The sequence below is a fragment of the Streptomyces sp. NPDC049597 genome (assembly GCF_040675505.1).
In the GTDB taxonomy this organism is placed as follows: Bacteria; Actinomycetota; Actinomycetes; order Streptomycetales; family Streptomycetaceae; genus Streptomyces.
This window is the reverse complement of sequence record NZ_JBFAOY010000047.1, coordinates 1-15,143: the sequence shown is the minus strand read 5'-3', so window position 1 is coordinate 15,143 and position 15,143 is coordinate 1. Positions and strand designations below refer to the sequence as shown.

Here is a 15,143-nt window from a genome sequence, read left to right as displayed (position 1 = left end):
AGCGGTCACTCGCTCCACTGGCGCAGTTCGTCCGCGACCGCGCGCACGTCCGCCTTGCCCTCCTTGACCAGGCGGGCCAGGTCCCGCACCTGCTCGGGCGACGTGACCACCTTGATTCCGCCGGCGACGAGGTAGCCGTAGGCGACGGCGGAGGCGAACATCGCATTGGAGTGCTCCAACGCGGGCACGTGCAGCAGCAGTTGGAGCAGGGACGCGGCGCGGGCGTACGGATCGGGGTAGACAGGCGTGCCGAATATCTCCGCGTCGTGACGGCTGACAGCGGCGACGAGCGCGCCCCAGTCGGTGACCTGGGGGTCGCCGGGGGTCTTGTGCTCGGCGACCATGAGCAGCCAGGCGAGATCGATCGTCAGGTTCAACGCTTCTCGCCGAACTCCTCGGCGAAGACCGACTCGTACTGCTTCATGAAATCGGCCGCCGCGTCCACGAAGGCGCGGCCCACCTCGCCTGCGTCCTGCTTGACGAGCTCCTCGATGTAGCGGTTCACGCTCATCCCGCGCTGGAGCGCCCGCTGGCGGGCGGCCTCCGCGGTGGCCTCGTCCACGCGTACGTTCAACTGAGTCTTCGCCACGACTTCACGCTAGCGCGCGGGCGCTAGCACGGCAAGGCCCTCCCCCGGCCGCGACCGCGGTGCGTCCCGGGTGCGCCCGCAGCGCCGTCCCGGGTGCCGTCCCGGATGCCGTCCCGGATGCCGTCCCGCAGTGCCGTCCCGGATGCCGTCCCGGATGCCGTCCCGGATGCCGTCCCGGGTGCCGGAAGTCGCTGGCGTGGGGCCTGGCGGGCGTGCTTGGCTCCCGGCATGACCGACCTGCGCATACGTACCGCTTCTGTCGACGACGCCGCGTCCGTGCTGGCCTTCTGGAAGGAGGCGGCGGAGGGCACGAGCATCACGGACGACGTGGACGGCGTCACCCGGCTCATCGCCCGCGACCCCGAGGCCCTCATCCTGGCCGAGGCCGACGGGCTGCTGGTCGGCTCCGTGATCGCGGGGTACGACGGATGGCGCTGCTCGCTGTACCGCCTCGCCGTTCTGCCCTCGCACCGGCGCCGTGGCATCTCGGCGGCCCTGCTGGACGCGGCCGAGAAGCGGTTCGTCGGCGCGGGCGGGCGGCGCGGGGACGCGATGGTGCTGGAGGCGAACGAGCGGGCCCACCGGGCGTGGGCCGCCGCCGGCTACCACCGCGAGGACCACTGGCGCCGCTGGGTGAAGCCGTTCGTCTGAGAGCGGCTCCGGCCGGGCACCCGGTCGAAAGGCGCGGTCCGTCCGGTCGCGCCGCCCGCCGCTCCGGCGGCTTTGCCGGTCCTTTACCATGAGTGGACCTTCCACTCCCCGTACGAAAGGTGTGAGCGTCCGCCCATGGGCGAGCCTCCCAGTAGCCGACATCGCGCATTCCACCTCCCCTGTCCGACCATGGGACGGAGGTGACCCGATGACCGAAGTGCTTCTGCTCGCCGTGGCCGTGCTGCTCTCGCTCGCCTGCGGTGCCTTCGTCGCGGCGGAGTTCTCCCTCACGACGGTCGAGCGCAGCGAGCTCGAACGGGCGGCCGAGCGCGGCGAACGGGGCGCCGCCGGCGCTCTCAAAGCCGTGCGGAGTCTGACGTTCCAGCTCTCCGGCGCCCAGCTCGGCATCACCGTCACGAACCTGGTCGTCGGCATGCTCGCCGAGCCCTCCGTCGCCACGCTGATCCGCGGTCCGGTCGAGGCCCTCGGCCTGTCGCCCTCCGTCGCGTCGTCCGCGGCGCTGGTCATCGGCACCGCGCTGTCCACGGTGGTGCTGATGGTCGTCGGTGAGCTGGTCCCCAAGAACTGGGCGATCTCCTCCCCGCTGGCCGTCGCCAAGGTGGTGGCCACACCGCAGCGGATCTTCACGGCCGCGTTCCGGCCGCTGATCGCCCACCTCAACAACACCGCCAACCGCATCGTGACCCGTCTCGGCATGGAGCCCACGGAGGAGCTCGCGTCCGCGCGCAGCCCCAAGGAACTCGTGGCCCTGGCCCGGCACTCCGCCAAGGCGGGCGCGCTGGAGGCGGACACCGCCGAGCTGTTCGTGCGCTCGCTGACCCTGGCGGAGCTGACGGCCGAGAACGTCATGACGCCGCGCGTGCAGGTCATGGCCCTCGACGCGTCCGCCACCGCCGAGGACGTCGCCAACGCCACGCGCGCGACCGGCCTGTCCCGCTTCCCCGTCTACCGGGGCAGCCTGGACACCGTCGTCGGCATCGCGCACATCAAGGACATCCTGACGGTCCCGGCGGAGCTCCGGGCCCGTCACCCGGTCTCGGACGTACTGCGCGAGCCGGTGCTGGTGCCCGAGACGCTGACCGTGGACCGGCTGCTGGACCAGCTGACGGGCAAGTCCACGATGGCCGTCGTCATCGACGAGTACGGAGGCACCGCCGGCGTGGTGACGATGGAGGACATCGTCGAGGAGGTCGTCGGCGAGGTGCGCGACGAGCACGACCCGCACGAGACGCCCGACCTGGCGCGGGCCGGTGAGGACGCGGACGGCCGCACGCTGTGGTCCGCGGACGGCGCCGCCCGTACCGACCAGCTGGAGACCATAGGGCTGCGGGTCCCCGACGGCCCCTACGAGACCCTCGCCGGTCTCATCGCCACCGAGCTCGGTCGCATCCCCGCCAAGGGCGACCGGATCGATCTGGCGGGATGGCAGATGGACGTGGTCGACGCCTCCGGTCGCCGCGCCGCGCGGGTGCTGATGCACGCCCCGCTCGACGCCGCCGAAGGCGATGCGGCCGAGGAGGCCGGACGATGACCGCGATCCAGCTCTTCATCGGTCTGCTGACCCTGCTGCTCAACGCCTTCTTCGTCGGAGCCGAGTTCGCGCTGATCTCGGTGCGGCGCAGCCAGATCGAGCCGGAGGCGCAGGCCGGGAACCGGCGGGCGCGCAGCGTGCTGTGGGGTCTGGAGCACGTCTCGGCGCTGATGGCGGCGGCCCAGCTGGGCATCACGCTGTGCACCCTGGTGCTCGGCATCGTCGCCGAGCCGGCCATCGCGCACCTGCTCGAACCGGTCTTCGACGCGGTGGGCGTGCCGCACGGCGCCGTCCACCCGATCTCGTTCGTGATCGCGCTGGCGCTCGCGACGTACCTGCACATGCTGCTCGGCGAGATGGTGCCGAAGAACGTCGCGCTGTCGGAGCCCCTGCGCAGCGCACTGCTGTTCGGGCCTCCGCTGGTCGCGCTGGCGCGGGCGCTGCGCCCGGTGATCTTCACCGTCAACGCCCTCGCGAACGGGCTGCTCAAGCTGCTCAGGGTCGAGGCGAAGAGCGAGGTGTCCGCCACGTTCTCGGACGACGAGCTGGCGAGCCTCGTGCAGGACTCGGGTGAGGCGGGCCTGCTCGACGACCGCTCGGCGGAACGGCTGCGGGACGCGCTGGAGCTCGGACGCCGGCCGGTGCGCGATGTGGTGATGCCGGTCGAGCAGGTCGTGTACGCGAAGGACGGCACCACACCGGAGCAGTTGGAGCAGCTGTCGGTGGAGTCCGGATACTCCCGCTTCCCGGTCGTGGACGCGGGAGGTCGCATCCTCGGCTACCTCCATGTGAAGGACGCGCTGGACGCCGCTCCGCGTGACGTGCCGTTCCCGGTGGGCGCGATGCGCCCGATCGCCCGGGTGCGGGCGACGACCCCGCTGGACGACGTGCTCACCGCGATGCGCCGCAGCCGCACCCACCTGGCGGCCGTCCTCGACGAGCGGGGCAGGCCGGAGGGGCTGGTGACGATGGAGGACATCCTGCGCGAGCTGGTGGGCCGCCCCGGCTGACGCGCGACGTCGGCAGGCGCTGACGGGGCCGGGAGGGCGTGGGCCCACCCGGCCCCGGTCCGTGCGGGATCCGCTCCGGTGCGCGGTATCCGCTCCGGTCCGTGCGGGATCCGCTCCGGTCCGTGCGGTATCCGCTCGACGGGGAGGGCGCCGCTCAGAACGCCGTCGCGGCGAGCCAGGACGCCAACACGGACGCGTCCCCGGTGAGCGTGAGGCGCGGGTCGTCCGCCGGGCGGCGGCCGTACGTCAGGAGCAGCAGGTCACCGGCCGTCCCCTCGACGCGCGCTGACGGCTCGGCCGTCGCACACTTCGACCAGCGGAACCCCGCCTCGCCGAACCCGACCGTCCAGGACGCCCCGGTGTCCTTCGCCGTCAGGACGACGCAACCGTTCACGAGGCGCGACACCGGTTCGGCGAGCCACGAGACGTACGGCAGGTTCTCCAGGAACTCCTCGATCCCGTCCGCCGCCGTGCCCGGATCGATGCTCGGCTCGCGCCCCAGCGACAGCTCCGCGTCGGCGAGGTGGACCACCGCCTCGAACAGCAGCCGGCGCGGGAAGTAGGCCACCCGCTGGTCCGCCCCGTTGGACCACATCGGGGTGTCCGGGTCGACCTTGCGCAGCGTGCCGAGCACGCTCTCGGCGCCGCGGGCGAGCCAGTCCGGACCGTCGGCCGGCTCGTCCGGCAGGTCGAGGGGGACGTCGCGCGACCACACGCGCTCAAAGGCCCGGGTCCGTACCAGGTGCTCCATCCAACGGTGCGTGGTGCCGTGGTGGCGTACGAGGTCGGAGAAGGTCCAGCCGGGGCAGGTGGTCACCGGCGTGGCCGGATCGGCTTCCCGTACGGTCTCCACCAAACGCCGTTCGATGTGCTCGATGGCGTCGCAGTACAGCTCGTGCTGGTCGTCGTCGAGGCCGAAGCCGTCGGGGATGCGCAGCAACTCCTCGCGCCGGGCCCCTTCGGGATGCCTGCGGGCGGTGCGCCGGAAGAGGCGGGCGAGCTCGCGCCGGTCGGCGGGCGGGAGCCGGTCGAGCAGGGCCCCCGTGGTCTTGAGCCACTTCTCCGCGGTGTCCGGGTCGAGTACGTCGTCGTCGCAGGTGTCGATCGAGATCACCACATCGGCCAGCGCTTCGGCCAGCGCGTTGAGCAGTGCGTCGCTCACGAAATGCTCCCCTCCCGGTACGGAACCGACGGACCTTACCGCGCGGTAGGATCGCTCCGCCATGGAGACGCATGCCAATTACACGAGTTTTGTCGCGGTGGGTGACTCGTTCACCGAGGGGATGTCGGACCTGCTCCCCGACGGCTCCTACCGCGGGTGGGCCGATCTGCTCGCGGCGCGCCTGGCGGCCCGTGCGCCGGGCTTCCGCTACGCGAACCTCGCCGTGCGCGGAAAGCTCATCGGCCAGATCGTCTCCGAGCAGGTCGAGACGGCGGCGGCGATGCGGGCCGATGTGGTCACCCTTGTCGGCGGGCTCAACGACACCCTGCGCCCCACGTGTGACATGGCCCGGGTGCGCGATCTGCTGGAGGAGGCGGTGGAGCGGCTCGCGCCCTCGTGCGGGACGCTGGTCCTGATGCGCAGCCCGGGGCGCAACGGCCCCGTGATGGAACGGTTCCGGCCGCGCATGGAGGAGCTGTTCGCCCACATCGACGCGCTGGCCGCGCGGCACGGCGCGCTGGTGGTCGACCTGTACGGCTCACCGGTGCTGGCCGACCAGCGGATGTGGGACGTGGACCGGCTGCACCTGACGTCCGAGGGGCACGCACGCGTCGCCGAGGCCGTGTGGCAGACGCTGGGCCTGGACGCCGAGACCGACTGGCAGGCGCTGCTGCCCCCGTCGGCGCGGGCGGGCTGGGCGGCACGCAGGGCGGCCGACCTGCGCTTCGCTCGCGAGCACCTGGGTCCCTGGATCGGCCGGCGCCTGACGGGGCGCTCGTCGGGCGACGGCCGGCCGGCGAAGCGGCCCGAACTCCTGCCGTACGAGCCGCCGGCTCCGTAGGGCCGGGCGGGGCCTCGACCCGCGCGCGCGGGACTGCCGCACGGTCGGCGCCGGGGGGGCGGACACCGGGAGATCACGGATGTGCGGGAGTGCCCAGCGGCCCGTTCGTAGCAAGGTACAACCGGGACCGTGGCGCTGGCCTGCAGAAACCGCCAGTAGAATCTGGTCACGTGACTGCTGTGTCTGCGAAGCCTCGCATCCCCAATGTCCTGGCCGGCCGCTACGCCTCCACGGAGCTCGCCGCCCTCTGGTCCCCCGAGCAGAAGGTCAGGCTGGAGCGTCAGCTCTGGCTCGCGGTGCTGCGCGCCCAGAAGGACCTGGGGATCGACGTGCCGGACGCGGCGATCGCCGACTACGAGCGCGTGCTCGACCAGGTCGACCTGGCCTCCATCGCCGAGCGCGAGAAGGTCACGCGCCACGACGTGAAGGCCCGCATCGAGGAGTTCAACGCCCTCGCGGGGCACGAGCACGTCCACAAGGGCATGACCTCGCGCGACCTCACCGAGAACGTCGAGCAGCTGCAGATCCGGCTGTCCCTGGAGCTGATGCGCGACCGCACCGTGGCGGTGCTCGCGCGGCTGGGCAAGCTGTCCGGCGAGTACGCGGAGCTGGTCATGGCGGGCCGCTCGCACAACGTGGCCGCGCAGGCCACGACGCTCGGCAAGCGCTTCGCGACGGCCGCCGACGAGCTGCTCGTCGCCTACAGCCGTCTCGAGGACCTCCTCGGCCGCTACCCGCTCCGCGGGATCAAGGGCCCGGTCGGCACCGCGCAGGACATGCTCGACCTGCTGGGCGGCGACGCCGGCAAGCTGGCCGAACTGGAGCAGCGCATCGCGGCCCACCTCGGCTTCGCGCACGCCTTCACCTCCGTGGGCCAGGTCTACCCGCGCTCGCTGGACTACGACGTCGTCTCGGCGCTGGTGCAGCTCGCGGCGGCCCCGTCCTCCGTGGCCAAGACGATCCGTCTGATGGCCGGTCACGAGCTGGTGACCGAGGGCTTCAAGCCGGGCCAGGTCGGCTCCTCGGCCATGCCGCACAAGATGAACACCCGCTCCTGCGAGCGCGTCAACGGGCTCATGGTGATCCTGCGCGGCTACGCCTCGATGACGGGCGAGCTCGCCGGCGACCAGTGGAACGAGGGCGACGTGTCCTGCTCCGTGGTCCGCCGCGTGGCGCTGCCGGACGCGTTCTTCGCGTTCGACGGCCTGGTCGAGACGTTCCTGACGGTGCTCGACGAGTTCGGCGCCTTCCCGGCCGTGGTCGCCCGTGAGCTGGACCGCTACCTGCCCTTCCTCGCCACGACCAAGGTGCTGATGGGCGCGGTGCGCGCCGGTGTCGGCCGCGAGGTCGCGCACGAGGCCATCAAGGAGAACGCGGTGGCGTCCGCGCTCGCGATGCGCGAGCAGGGCGCGGAGCGCAACGAGCTGCTCGACAAGCTGGCCGCCGACGAGCGCATCCCGCTGGACCGGGCGCAGCTGGACGAACTGATGGCGGACAAGCTGTCGTTCACCGGCGCGGCCGCCGACCAGGTCGCCGTTCTCGTCTCCCGCATCGAGGAGATCGCCAAGCAGCACCCCGAGGCCGCGGGGTACGCCCCGGGAGCGATCCTCTGACCCGGCTCGGGCCGGCGGACCTGGAGGCCGCCCGCGACCGGCTCGTGCCGGATGTGGTCGCGGGCGGCCTCCGCGTGCTGTTCTGCGGGATCAACCCCGGGCTCATGACGGCCGCCACGGGTCACCACTTCGCCCGTCCCGGCAACCGGTTCTGGCCCGTACTGCACCTCTCGGGGTTCACGCCCCGGCTGCTGAAGCCCTCGGAGCAGCACGAACTGCCGGCGCTCGGACTGGGGATCACGAACGTGGTGGCGCGGGCCACCGCACGGGCGGACGAGCTGAGCGCGGAGGAGTACCGCGAGGGCGGACGGATCCTCACCGCGAAGGTGGAACGGCTGCGGCCGCGCTGGCTCGCGGTGGTGGGCGTGACCGCGTACCGCACGGCCTTCGGCGAGCGCCGGGCCGCGATCGGGCCGCAGGAGCGGACGATCGGAGCCACCCGGATCTGGGTGCTGCCCAACCCGAGCGGGCTGAACGCCCACTGGACGGCGCAGACCATGGCGGCGGCGTACGAGGAGCTGCGCGAGGCTGCCGAGGCGGCCGGCGCTCCTGCCTGAGCGAGCCGCCCGGAGGGTCTCAGGGAGGGTCCGTCTGCGTGACGACCGCGAGCAGCTCCCACCGGTGCTCGTCCCCGCGCGCGACGCCGACGGCTATCCAGTGGCCCTCCACCCGCCACAGGTCGAGGTCGTCCGCGACCTGGCCGAGCTCCTCCCACGGCTGCGGAATGTCCTCCCCCGCGATGCTCCTCACCGAGACCGACCACAGGCTGACCCGCTGCGGCTGACCCCAGCGGGTGCTGAGCGCGTCCGCCAGCGCCTCGCGCTCCGCGCGGCACTGATCGGCCGCCTCCTCCTGCCGCCTGCCGCACTCCTGCCCGTCCTCCCCCGCCGTGGGGAGGCGGGCGAGGTGGTAACCGGGGCCACTGTCGCCGAACTCCGACCGGCCGCGCCGGGCCGGGAACGCCCGGCCCCGCAGCAGGTCGATCGCAGCGAGGTGCTGTGCGGTGGTCATGACGCCAGTAAAGCGGCCCCTACTGACAATTGGCACACCGTCAGGCGGGGTTCGGCCACGGCGGGCGCGGCCCGCGCCCGGCGGCGGGCGTCCGCCGGCTTCCAGGGCGTGCGCGCGGCGAGCGGCGGCAGCGAGTACGATCCGGCAGACACGCGCTCGAGCTGGAGGGACACACAGTGGGGCGGCTGACCGGCGGAGACCCGTCGCTGCTGCGGCGGATCAACTCCGCAGTGGTACTCCATTCCCTGCGCGGCACCGACTCCTCCACGCTCACGGACCTGACGCGGATCACCGGACTGTCCAGGCCGACGGTCGAGGGCGTGGTCGAGGGGCTCATCGAGGCAGGTCTGGTCGTCGAGAGCGTTCCCGAGGAGGGCGGGGCCCGTCGGCAGGGGCGCCCGGCCCGCCGTTTCCGGTTCCGCGCCGAGGCCGGTCATCTGCTGGGCATCGAGATCGGGGCGCACCGGGTCGCGGTGCTGATGTCGGGTCTCGACGGGCGCGTCATCGGCGCCGGCTCCAGGGACGTGTCCGAGACGGCATCCGCGGACGAGAGGCTGGAGAAGGTCCGCACGGTCGTAGCGGACGTGCTCCGCAGGACCGGTGTGGCGCGCAGCAGTCTGCGGGCGGTGGGCGTGGGCTCGCCGGGAATCGTGGAGACCGACGGCACGGTGCGGCTGTCGACGGCGCTGCCCGGCTGGACGGGGCTGCCGCTCGGCGACCGGCTGCGCCGGTCCTTCCGCTGTCCGGTGCTGGTGGAGAACGACGCCAACGCGGCCGCGGTCGCCGAGCACTGGAAGGGCGCGGCCACGGATTCGGACGACATCGTGTTCGTCCTGGCCGGGCTGAGCCCGGGTGCCGGATCGCTGATCGGCGGCCGGCTGCACCGGGGTTACGGCGGCGCGGCGGGCGAGATCGGGGCGCTGCACCTGCTGGGCCGCGAGGTGACCCCGGAGAGACTGCTCTCGACGACGGACGAGCCGCTGCATCCGCTGGACGAACAGGCGGTCGCCGATGTGTTCTCGCTGGCGAGGAGCGGCGACGACCGGGCGCGGGCCGCTGTCCACCGCTTCAACCAGCGCCTCGTGCACGACGTCGCCGCGCTGGTGCTGGCGCTCGATCCGGAGCTGGTGGTGATCGGCGGCTGGGCGGCCGGGCTCGACGGCGTACTGGAGCCGCTGCGCGAGGAGTTGTCCCGTTACTGCCTGCGGCCGCCGCGGGTGACGCTGTCACTGCTGGGCGAGGCCGCGGTGGCGACGGGTGCGCTGCGGCTGGCGCTCGACCACGTGGAGGAGCAGTTGTTCGCCGTGGAGGGCACGGTGACGGCCCGCCGTTGACGGCCGGGGAGTTTGGGCACGGCTCGGCTGGGCCGCACTCGCGCACCCGGCCGCGAGCACACGGCCCGTCGCCGAGCGGGCGCTCGGGCGACGGGCCTCGGGAGAAGGCGCTGGACCGTCCGTCAGGAGGCGCGGCGCTCCTGGGCCCCGTGGCTGATCTCCAGGTCCCCGTAGGCGCCGAAGGTGAGCCGGCAGGTGTCGGCCCGGTAGGTCGCGACGGACACGGCGGCCGTGCGGCCCTCGGAGAAGTAGCGGGTGGTGACGACCAGGACGGGGGCGCCGGGCAGCCGGTCCAGCTCCTTGGCGTCGACGGCGCCGGCGGAACCCAGCTCCACCGCGCGGTCCTGGCCCTCCAGGTCGAGGCGTGCCAGTTCGCGCAGGACGCCGCGGGCGAGCGCGGGCCCGGACAGGGCGTCGATGGCCGGCAGGTCCGGCACGCAGGTGGCCGGCACGTAGAGGAGCTCCGTGGCGACGGGCTGACCGTGGTCGGCGCGCACGCGGCGCACCACGTGCGTCTCCTCGTCGCCGTCGAGGTCCAGCAGGCGCGCGACGGACGCGGGCGGTACCGCGGGGCAGCACTCGGTGGCCTGCCACGCGTCGTTGGCACCGGCGCCCGGCCAGTCGTGCGGCGACGGCGAGACGTCGACGCCCATGCGGGGCGGGGCGACGGTGGTGCCGACGCCGCGGCGGCGGTGGAGGCGGCCCTCGAGCTCCAGCTGTTCGAGCGCCTGCCGGAGCGTGGCGCGGGCGACTCCGAAACGGGCGGCGAGATCACGCTCGTTGGGCAGGATCTCGCCCACCGCGAAGTCCGAGTCGAGCGCTTCGCCGATCACGGTCTTGAGGTGCCAGTACTTAGGTTCCGGCACCGTGTCCAGCTGCGTGGTCCCCACCCTGATCCTCCGCAATCGCCGTGTCCCGGCGGCTTTCCGTGCCCTTGTTTATTAAAGGTTCCTGCACTATCCCTGCGACCATAGGACGGGCCTCACCCTTGGTCAAGACCAATGCTCCGGGGTCACGCAACGGAGCCCCCTGGCTTCGCAGAGCGTTCACAGGCTGTTCGTACCGAGGCGCGGCGGGGCAGCACAAGACCCCGTGTCCGGACGCGGACACGGGGCCTGACGTGCGGCGCAGGCGGTTCAGGCCGTACCGGCGCGGGCCAGCGAGGCGAGCTTGTCCGGGTTTCGGACGATGTAGATGCAGCTGATGCGCCCGTCGAGGATTTCCAGCTGGAAGACGCTGTCCGGCCGCCCGCCCGACAGGACCAGCAGCGCCGGTGCGCCGTTGAGTTCGACGAACCGGAGCTCCATCGACTGGAGCGGCTCCCGGGACACCGCGAAGAGGAAGCGGCCCACCTTGTCGGCGGTGTGCATGATGCGCAGCGGCGCCTTGGTCTTGCCGCCGCTGTCGCCGACCAGCGTCACGTCGGGGGCGAGCAGGGAGAGCAGTCCGGACAGGTCCCCTCCGGACGCCGCGGCGAGGAACCGTTCGGTCAGAGCTCGGCATTCGCCGGGGTCGGCGTCGTAGCGGTGCCTGCGCTCGTCGACGTGCTTGCGGGCGCGTCCGGCGAGCTGACGCACGGCCGCCTCGGACTTCTCCAGGGTGGCGGCGATCTCCGCGTACGGGAAGCCGAAGGCCTCCCGGAGCACGAACACCGCGCGTTCCAGCGGGGAGAGCGACTCGAGGACCACGAGCACGGCCAGCGAGACGGAGTCGGCGAGGACGGCCTGCTCGGCGGTGTCGGGCACCGAGGGGCCGTAGTCGGTGACGATCGGCTCGGGCAGCCAGGGCCCCACATAGGACTCACGGCGCGACTGGACGTGCCGCAGCCGGTCGATGGCGAGGCGGGTCGTGATGCGCACGAGGAAGCCGCGCGGCTCGCGCACGTCGTCACGGCTGTCCGCGGACCAGCGCAGCCACGCCTCCTGGACCACGTCCTCGGCGTCGGCGACGCGCCCGAGCATGCGGTAGGCCACACCGGTCAGGACCGGCCGGTGTTCTTCGAAGACGTCGGTCACGGTGTCTGCTGCCACGGTCCCATCCCAACCGACGGGATCCCCGGTGTCCAGGAGGTATCGGTGCGGCGTGCGGCACATCGGCACCGTCTGCGTCACGGTTCTTGAACTGCGGGCTACTGAGCGGTAATTGTTACTGACAAGCCGTCTACATCCTTCGGGTGCTCAGGGAGCTGGCGTACATGGCCGAAGAGATCTCGTTCGCCGTCCGGGCCGCCGACGGCAGCCGCACCCTGACCCTGCACTACGAACGCCGGGGCGCCGGCGAACCGCTGCTGCTGCTCCACGGCATCGGCCACCACTGGCAGGCGTGGGAGCCCGTGATGGACATCCTCGCCACCGAGCGGGACGTCGTCGCCGTGGACCTGCCCGGCTTCGGCGCCTCGCCCGCACTGCCGGACGGGCTGCCGTACAGCCTCGGTACGGTCGGGGCCGCACTGGGAGCGTTCTGCGAGGCCATCGGCATCGAGCGCCCGCACGCCGCGGGCAACTCGCTGGGCGGGCTGCTCGCCCTGGAACTCGGCCGCGAGAAGCTCGTCCGGTCGGTCACCGCCCTGTCCCCCGGCGGCTTCTGGTCGGAGCGCGAGCGGATCTACGCCTTCGGGCTGCTGCGCGCCATGCGGGTGGGCGCCACCTCGATGCCCGGGCCGGTGATCGAGCGGCTGTCCCGCTCCGCCGTGGGCCGCACGGCGCTCGTGAGCACCATCTACGCCCGGCCCGCCCGCCGTTCGCCCGAGGCCGCCGTCGCCGAGACGTACGCCCTGCGCAGGGCCACCGGCTTCCACCGGACCCTCGCGGCCGGCCGGGACGTGCTGTTCACCGACGACATCAGCGACATCCCCGTCACCATCGGCTGGGGCACCAAGGACCGGCTCCTGCTCCGCCGCCAGGGGCTGCGGGCCAAGAACGTGATCCCCGGCGCACGGCTCGTACGGCTGCCGGGCTGCGGCCATGTGCCGATGAGCGACGACCCGGCGCTCGTCGCGCGCGTCCTGCTGGACGGCAGCCGCTGACGCCGCCCGCGTTTGCGGGGAAGCGAGAACCGGGCAGGCGGTGACCGCAACAAGCGCATTGGGCTGTTCACTTGGGGTTCTTGTCCCGGCCGCGGCCGGGCACTAGGCATGGCGGCACACCGTCCGGACCCCCGTATGGAGGCGCAGCCATGTCACAGAGCCCCCGGAGATTCACCCCCGCCCGCCGTTCCGTCCTGCGCGGAACGGCCGCCGCCTCGGCCGCGCTTGCCCTGCCGGCCGTGGGATCGGCACCCGCCCTGGCGCTGTCGGGCCGGCCGCGTGCGGCGTGGGGTTCGTCTCGGGTCCGCTCGCCGCGGGCGGCTTCCCGGCGAACGCGCTCGACGCCACGTTCGGCCCCGACCGGGTCTTCGTGCGCGCCCCGCAGCGGGCGAACGTGTCTCCCATGGAGTCGCCGCAGTACTTCGGCGAGGCGGACATCGACGGTGACAGCGGCGAGTTGACGGTACGGCTGCGCGCCGAGGGCGGAACGGTCCTGTTCGCCAAGACGCTCCAGCCCGGGCGCGTGGGGCAGTAGCCGCGGGCGGCGGGACACGCTCCCGCCTCGCGCGTGCACCTGACCGGCGCCGGCAGGGTCGGGTCGTTTGGGCCGGCGGGCGTCGCTCTGCGCGGCAAGGCGACGCCCGCAGTGGCCCTCTTGGAGCGCGCCCCTGACGCGGCAGCGTGCCGAGGCCCCGAGCGAGGGTGGCGACCAGGAGCGCGGGGCGACACAGGACCACATGGTTGACAGGGGGTCAGTGGATCCGGTGAACGCCGGATGTCGGCCTGCCCCCCGCCGCCGCGAACCTGCTAGCTGTGAGCGCGGTAGCGGAACGTACACGCTACGGAAAGTGGTCCGGACACCGCGTTTCTCTCCGGTCCCAAGGTCCTAAAGAAAGGTCTGGGATGCCCAAAATCTTCCCTGTGGCCCTCCTCGCGCTCACTCTCGCCGCCGCACCGCTGACGTCGGCGGTGGCCAAGGCGCCTCCGCAGAACGACCAGGTCCCCGGCCGCTACATCGTGACCCTCAAGGCCGCGGCCGGCGCCGACGGCGCAGGCGCCGACGCGGCCGTGGAAGCGGCTGTCGAGCAGGCCACCGGCCTGGGTGCCGAGGTGCGGCACGTGTACCGCTACGCCCTCCAGGGCTACTCCGCGTCCATGAGCCCGGACGTCGCGGCAACGCTCGCCGACGACCCGCGGGTGAAGTCGGTGGAGCCCGACCGGCTGGTACACGCCACCGCCCAGTCCGTCCCGACCGGTGTGAACCGGGTGGAGGCCGACCAGAGCCCCACGGCGGCCATCGACGGTGTCGACACCCGGGTGAACGCGGACGTGGCCGTCATCGACACCGGGATCAACCCGAACCACACCGACCTCAATGTGCACCGGGCCGGCGGGAAGAACTGCTGGCTCCCCATCCTGCCCCCGAACGACTGGCACGGTCACGGTACCCATGTCGCCGGAACCATCGGCGCCCTGGACAACGGCACCGGGGTGGTCGGTACGGCGCCCGGCGTCCGGCTGTGGCCGGTGCAGGTGCTCGATCCCCTGGGCAGCGGTACCACTTCGGCGGTCATCTGCGGCATCGACCACGTCACCCAGCACGCCGACGAGATCGAGGTCGCCAACATGAGCCTCGGCGGCGCGGGCACCGACGACGGCAACTGCGGCAAGACCAACAACGACGCCATGCACCAGGCGATCTGCAATTCCGTCGCCAAGGGCGTCACCTACACCGTGGCGGCCGGCAACGACCACGCCGACGCCAAGGGCATGGTCCCCGCCGCGTACGACGAAGTGATCACGGTCAGTGCCCTGGCCGACTTCGACGGCAAGCCGGGGGGTCTCAGCCGGCCGACGTGCCTCAACGACCAGGACGACACCTTCGCCGACTTCTCCAACTACGGCTCCGACGTCGACCTGATCGCACCTGGCGTGTGCATCCGCTCCACCTCCAACACCGGCGGTTACACCACGCTGTCCGGCACGTCGATGGCCGCGCCCCATGTCGCAGGTGGCGCGGCGCTGTACCGGGCCACCCACCCCGGCGCACTGCCGCAGAACGTCAAGACGGCGCTGCAGGGCGCCGGCAGCCTCGACTGGACCTGGCCTTCGCAGGACGGCGACAGCACCAAGGAGCGTCTGCTCAGACTCACGTCCTTCTGACGGCGGTCACCTGCCCCATGGCGTGGGGGGGCCGCCGCGCGGGGGGGGCGCGCCCCCGGCCGGGCGGGCGGGGGGGGGGCGGGGCCGGCCCCCGGCGGCGCGGGGGGCGCGGGCCCGGGGCGGGGGCGCCCCCCCCCGCCCCGCCCCCCGCCCCCCCCCCCCCCCGCGGCACGCCCCCCCCCCAGCAACCGC

Annotated in this window: 15 protein-coding genes and 1 pseudogene; 10 read left to right on the top strand and 6 right to left on the bottom strand. The window is 72.8% G+C overall.

The window, feature by feature from the left end; translation table 11 throughout:
- Window positions 1-5: 5 nt before the first annotated feature.
- Window positions 6-377, bottom strand: a complete 372-nt coding sequence (locus tag AB0K02_RS31440; protein ID WP_365996013.1) for a fic family toxin-antitoxin system, toxin component — start codon at window positions 375-377, stop codon at window positions 6-8.
- The gene (locus tag AB0K02_RS31435; RefSeq protein WP_177152992.1) at window positions 374-589 is read right to left on the bottom strand and encodes an antitoxin; all 216 of its coding nucleotides are present in this window, start codon (window positions 587-589) and stop codon (window positions 374-376) included. Before AB0K02_RS31435 ends, AB0K02_RS31440 begins: the two co-directional genes overlap by 4 nt.
- A gap of 228 nt (window positions 590-817) precedes the next feature.
- On the opposite strand from AB0K02_RS31435, the gene AB0K02_RS31430 reads away from it, so the two are divergent.
- From AB0K02_RS31430 to AB0K02_RS31420, 3 genes are all read left to right on the top strand, one after another.
- Window positions 818-1,240, top strand: coding sequence for a GNAT family N-acetyltransferase (locus AB0K02_RS31430; RefSeq protein ID WP_365996012.1), 423 nt, complete (start codon window positions 818-820; stop codon window positions 1,238-1,240).
- 208 nt (window positions 1,241-1,448) lie between these two features.
- Window positions 1,449-2,792, top strand: coding sequence for a hemolysin family protein (locus AB0K02_RS31425; protein ID WP_365996011.1), 1,344 nt, complete (start codon window positions 1,449-1,451; stop codon window positions 2,790-2,792).
- Window positions 2,789-3,802 carry a hemolysin family protein gene (locus AB0K02_RS31420; RefSeq protein WP_365996010.1) on the top strand — a complete coding sequence of 338 codons (1,014 nt, stop codon included), beginning with the start codon at window positions 2,789-2,791 and terminating at the stop codon, window positions 3,800-3,802. The genes AB0K02_RS31425 and AB0K02_RS31420 overlap by 4 nt, the downstream gene beginning before the upstream one ends.
- A 154-nt stretch (window positions 3,803-3,956) precedes the next feature.
- Here the strand turns inward: AB0K02_RS31420 and AB0K02_RS31415 are convergent, their stop codons facing one another.
- The gene (locus AB0K02_RS31415) at window positions 3,957-4,964 is read right to left on the bottom strand and encodes a maleylpyruvate isomerase family mycothiol-dependent enzyme (RefSeq protein ID WP_365996009.1); all 1,008 of its coding nucleotides are present in this window, start codon (window positions 4,962-4,964) and stop codon (window positions 3,957-3,959) included.
- Window positions 4,965-5,025: 61 nt separating this feature from the next.
- Between AB0K02_RS31415 and AB0K02_RS31410 the strand changes: the two genes are divergently transcribed.
- The 3 genes from AB0K02_RS31410 to mug all read left to right on the top strand — a co-directional run bounded on the left by AB0K02_RS31410 (window position 5,026) and on the right by mug (window position 7,975).
- Window positions 5,026-5,805, top strand: a complete 780-nt coding sequence (locus tag AB0K02_RS31410) for an SGNH/GDSL hydrolase family protein (protein ID WP_365996008.1) — start codon at window positions 5,026-5,028, stop codon at window positions 5,803-5,805.
- Between the two features lie 170 nt (window positions 5,806-5,975).
- Complete coding sequence (gene purB, locus AB0K02_RS31405) at window positions 5,976-7,418, top strand: adenylosuccinate lyase (RefSeq protein ID WP_365996007.1); 1,443 nt, start codon at window positions 5,976-5,978, stop codon at window positions 7,416-7,418.
- Window positions 7,415-7,975 (top strand): G/U mismatch-specific DNA glycosylase, encoded by a 561-nt coding sequence (gene mug / locus AB0K02_RS31400; RefSeq protein ID WP_365996040.1) that lies wholly within the window; start codon window positions 7,415-7,417, stop codon window positions 7,973-7,975. The genes purB and mug overlap by 4 nt, the downstream gene beginning before the upstream one ends.
- Window positions 7,976-7,994: 19 nt before the next feature.
- On the opposite strand, the gene AB0K02_RS31395 is transcribed toward mug, so the two are convergent.
- Window positions 7,995-8,429: a hypothetical protein gene (locus AB0K02_RS31395; RefSeq protein ID WP_365996006.1), complete on the bottom strand. Its 435-nt coding sequence runs from the start codon at window positions 8,427-8,429 to the stop codon at window positions 7,995-7,997.
- Between the two features lie 176 nt (window positions 8,430-8,605).
- On the opposite strand from AB0K02_RS31395, the gene AB0K02_RS31390 reads away from it, so the two are divergent.
- Entirely contained in the window at window positions 8,606-9,763 is a 1,158-nt protein-coding gene (locus AB0K02_RS31390; RefSeq protein ID WP_365996005.1) for an ROK family transcriptional regulator, read from the top strand.
- Window positions 9,764-9,885: 122 nt separating this feature from the next.
- Here the strand turns inward: AB0K02_RS31390 and AB0K02_RS31385 are convergent, their stop codons facing one another.
- Together AB0K02_RS31385 and AB0K02_RS31380 are read right to left on the bottom strand one after the other, a co-directional pair.
- Window positions 9,886-10,653 (bottom strand): GntR family transcriptional regulator, encoded by a 768-nt coding sequence (locus AB0K02_RS31385; RefSeq protein ID WP_365996004.1) that lies wholly within the window; start codon window positions 10,651-10,653, stop codon window positions 9,886-9,888.
- A gap of 246 nt (window positions 10,654-10,899) precedes the next feature.
- Window positions 10,900-11,793, bottom strand: coding sequence for an RNA polymerase sigma-70 factor (locus tag AB0K02_RS31380; RefSeq protein WP_365996002.1), 894 nt, complete (start codon window positions 11,791-11,793; stop codon window positions 10,900-10,902).
- 164 nt (window positions 11,794-11,957) lie between these two features.
- Between AB0K02_RS31380 and AB0K02_RS31375 the strand changes: the two genes are divergently transcribed.
- From AB0K02_RS31375 to AB0K02_RS31365, 3 genes and pseudogenes are all read left to right on the top strand, one after another.
- Window positions 11,958-12,788, top strand: coding sequence for an alpha/beta fold hydrolase (locus tag AB0K02_RS31375; protein ID WP_365996001.1), 831 nt, complete (start codon window positions 11,958-11,960; stop codon window positions 12,786-12,788).
- 292 nt (window positions 12,789-13,080) lie between these two features.
- Window positions 13,081-13,323, top strand: a pseudogene (locus AB0K02_RS31370) (alkaline phosphatase); the annotation flags it as partial.
- A gap of 368 nt (window positions 13,324-13,691) precedes the next feature.
- A complete protein-coding gene (locus AB0K02_RS31365) occupies window positions 13,692-14,951 on the top strand; it encodes a S8 family serine peptidase (RefSeq protein ID WP_365996000.1) in 1,260 nt (419 codons plus the stop codon).
- Window positions 14,952-15,143: the final 192 nt, after the last annotated feature.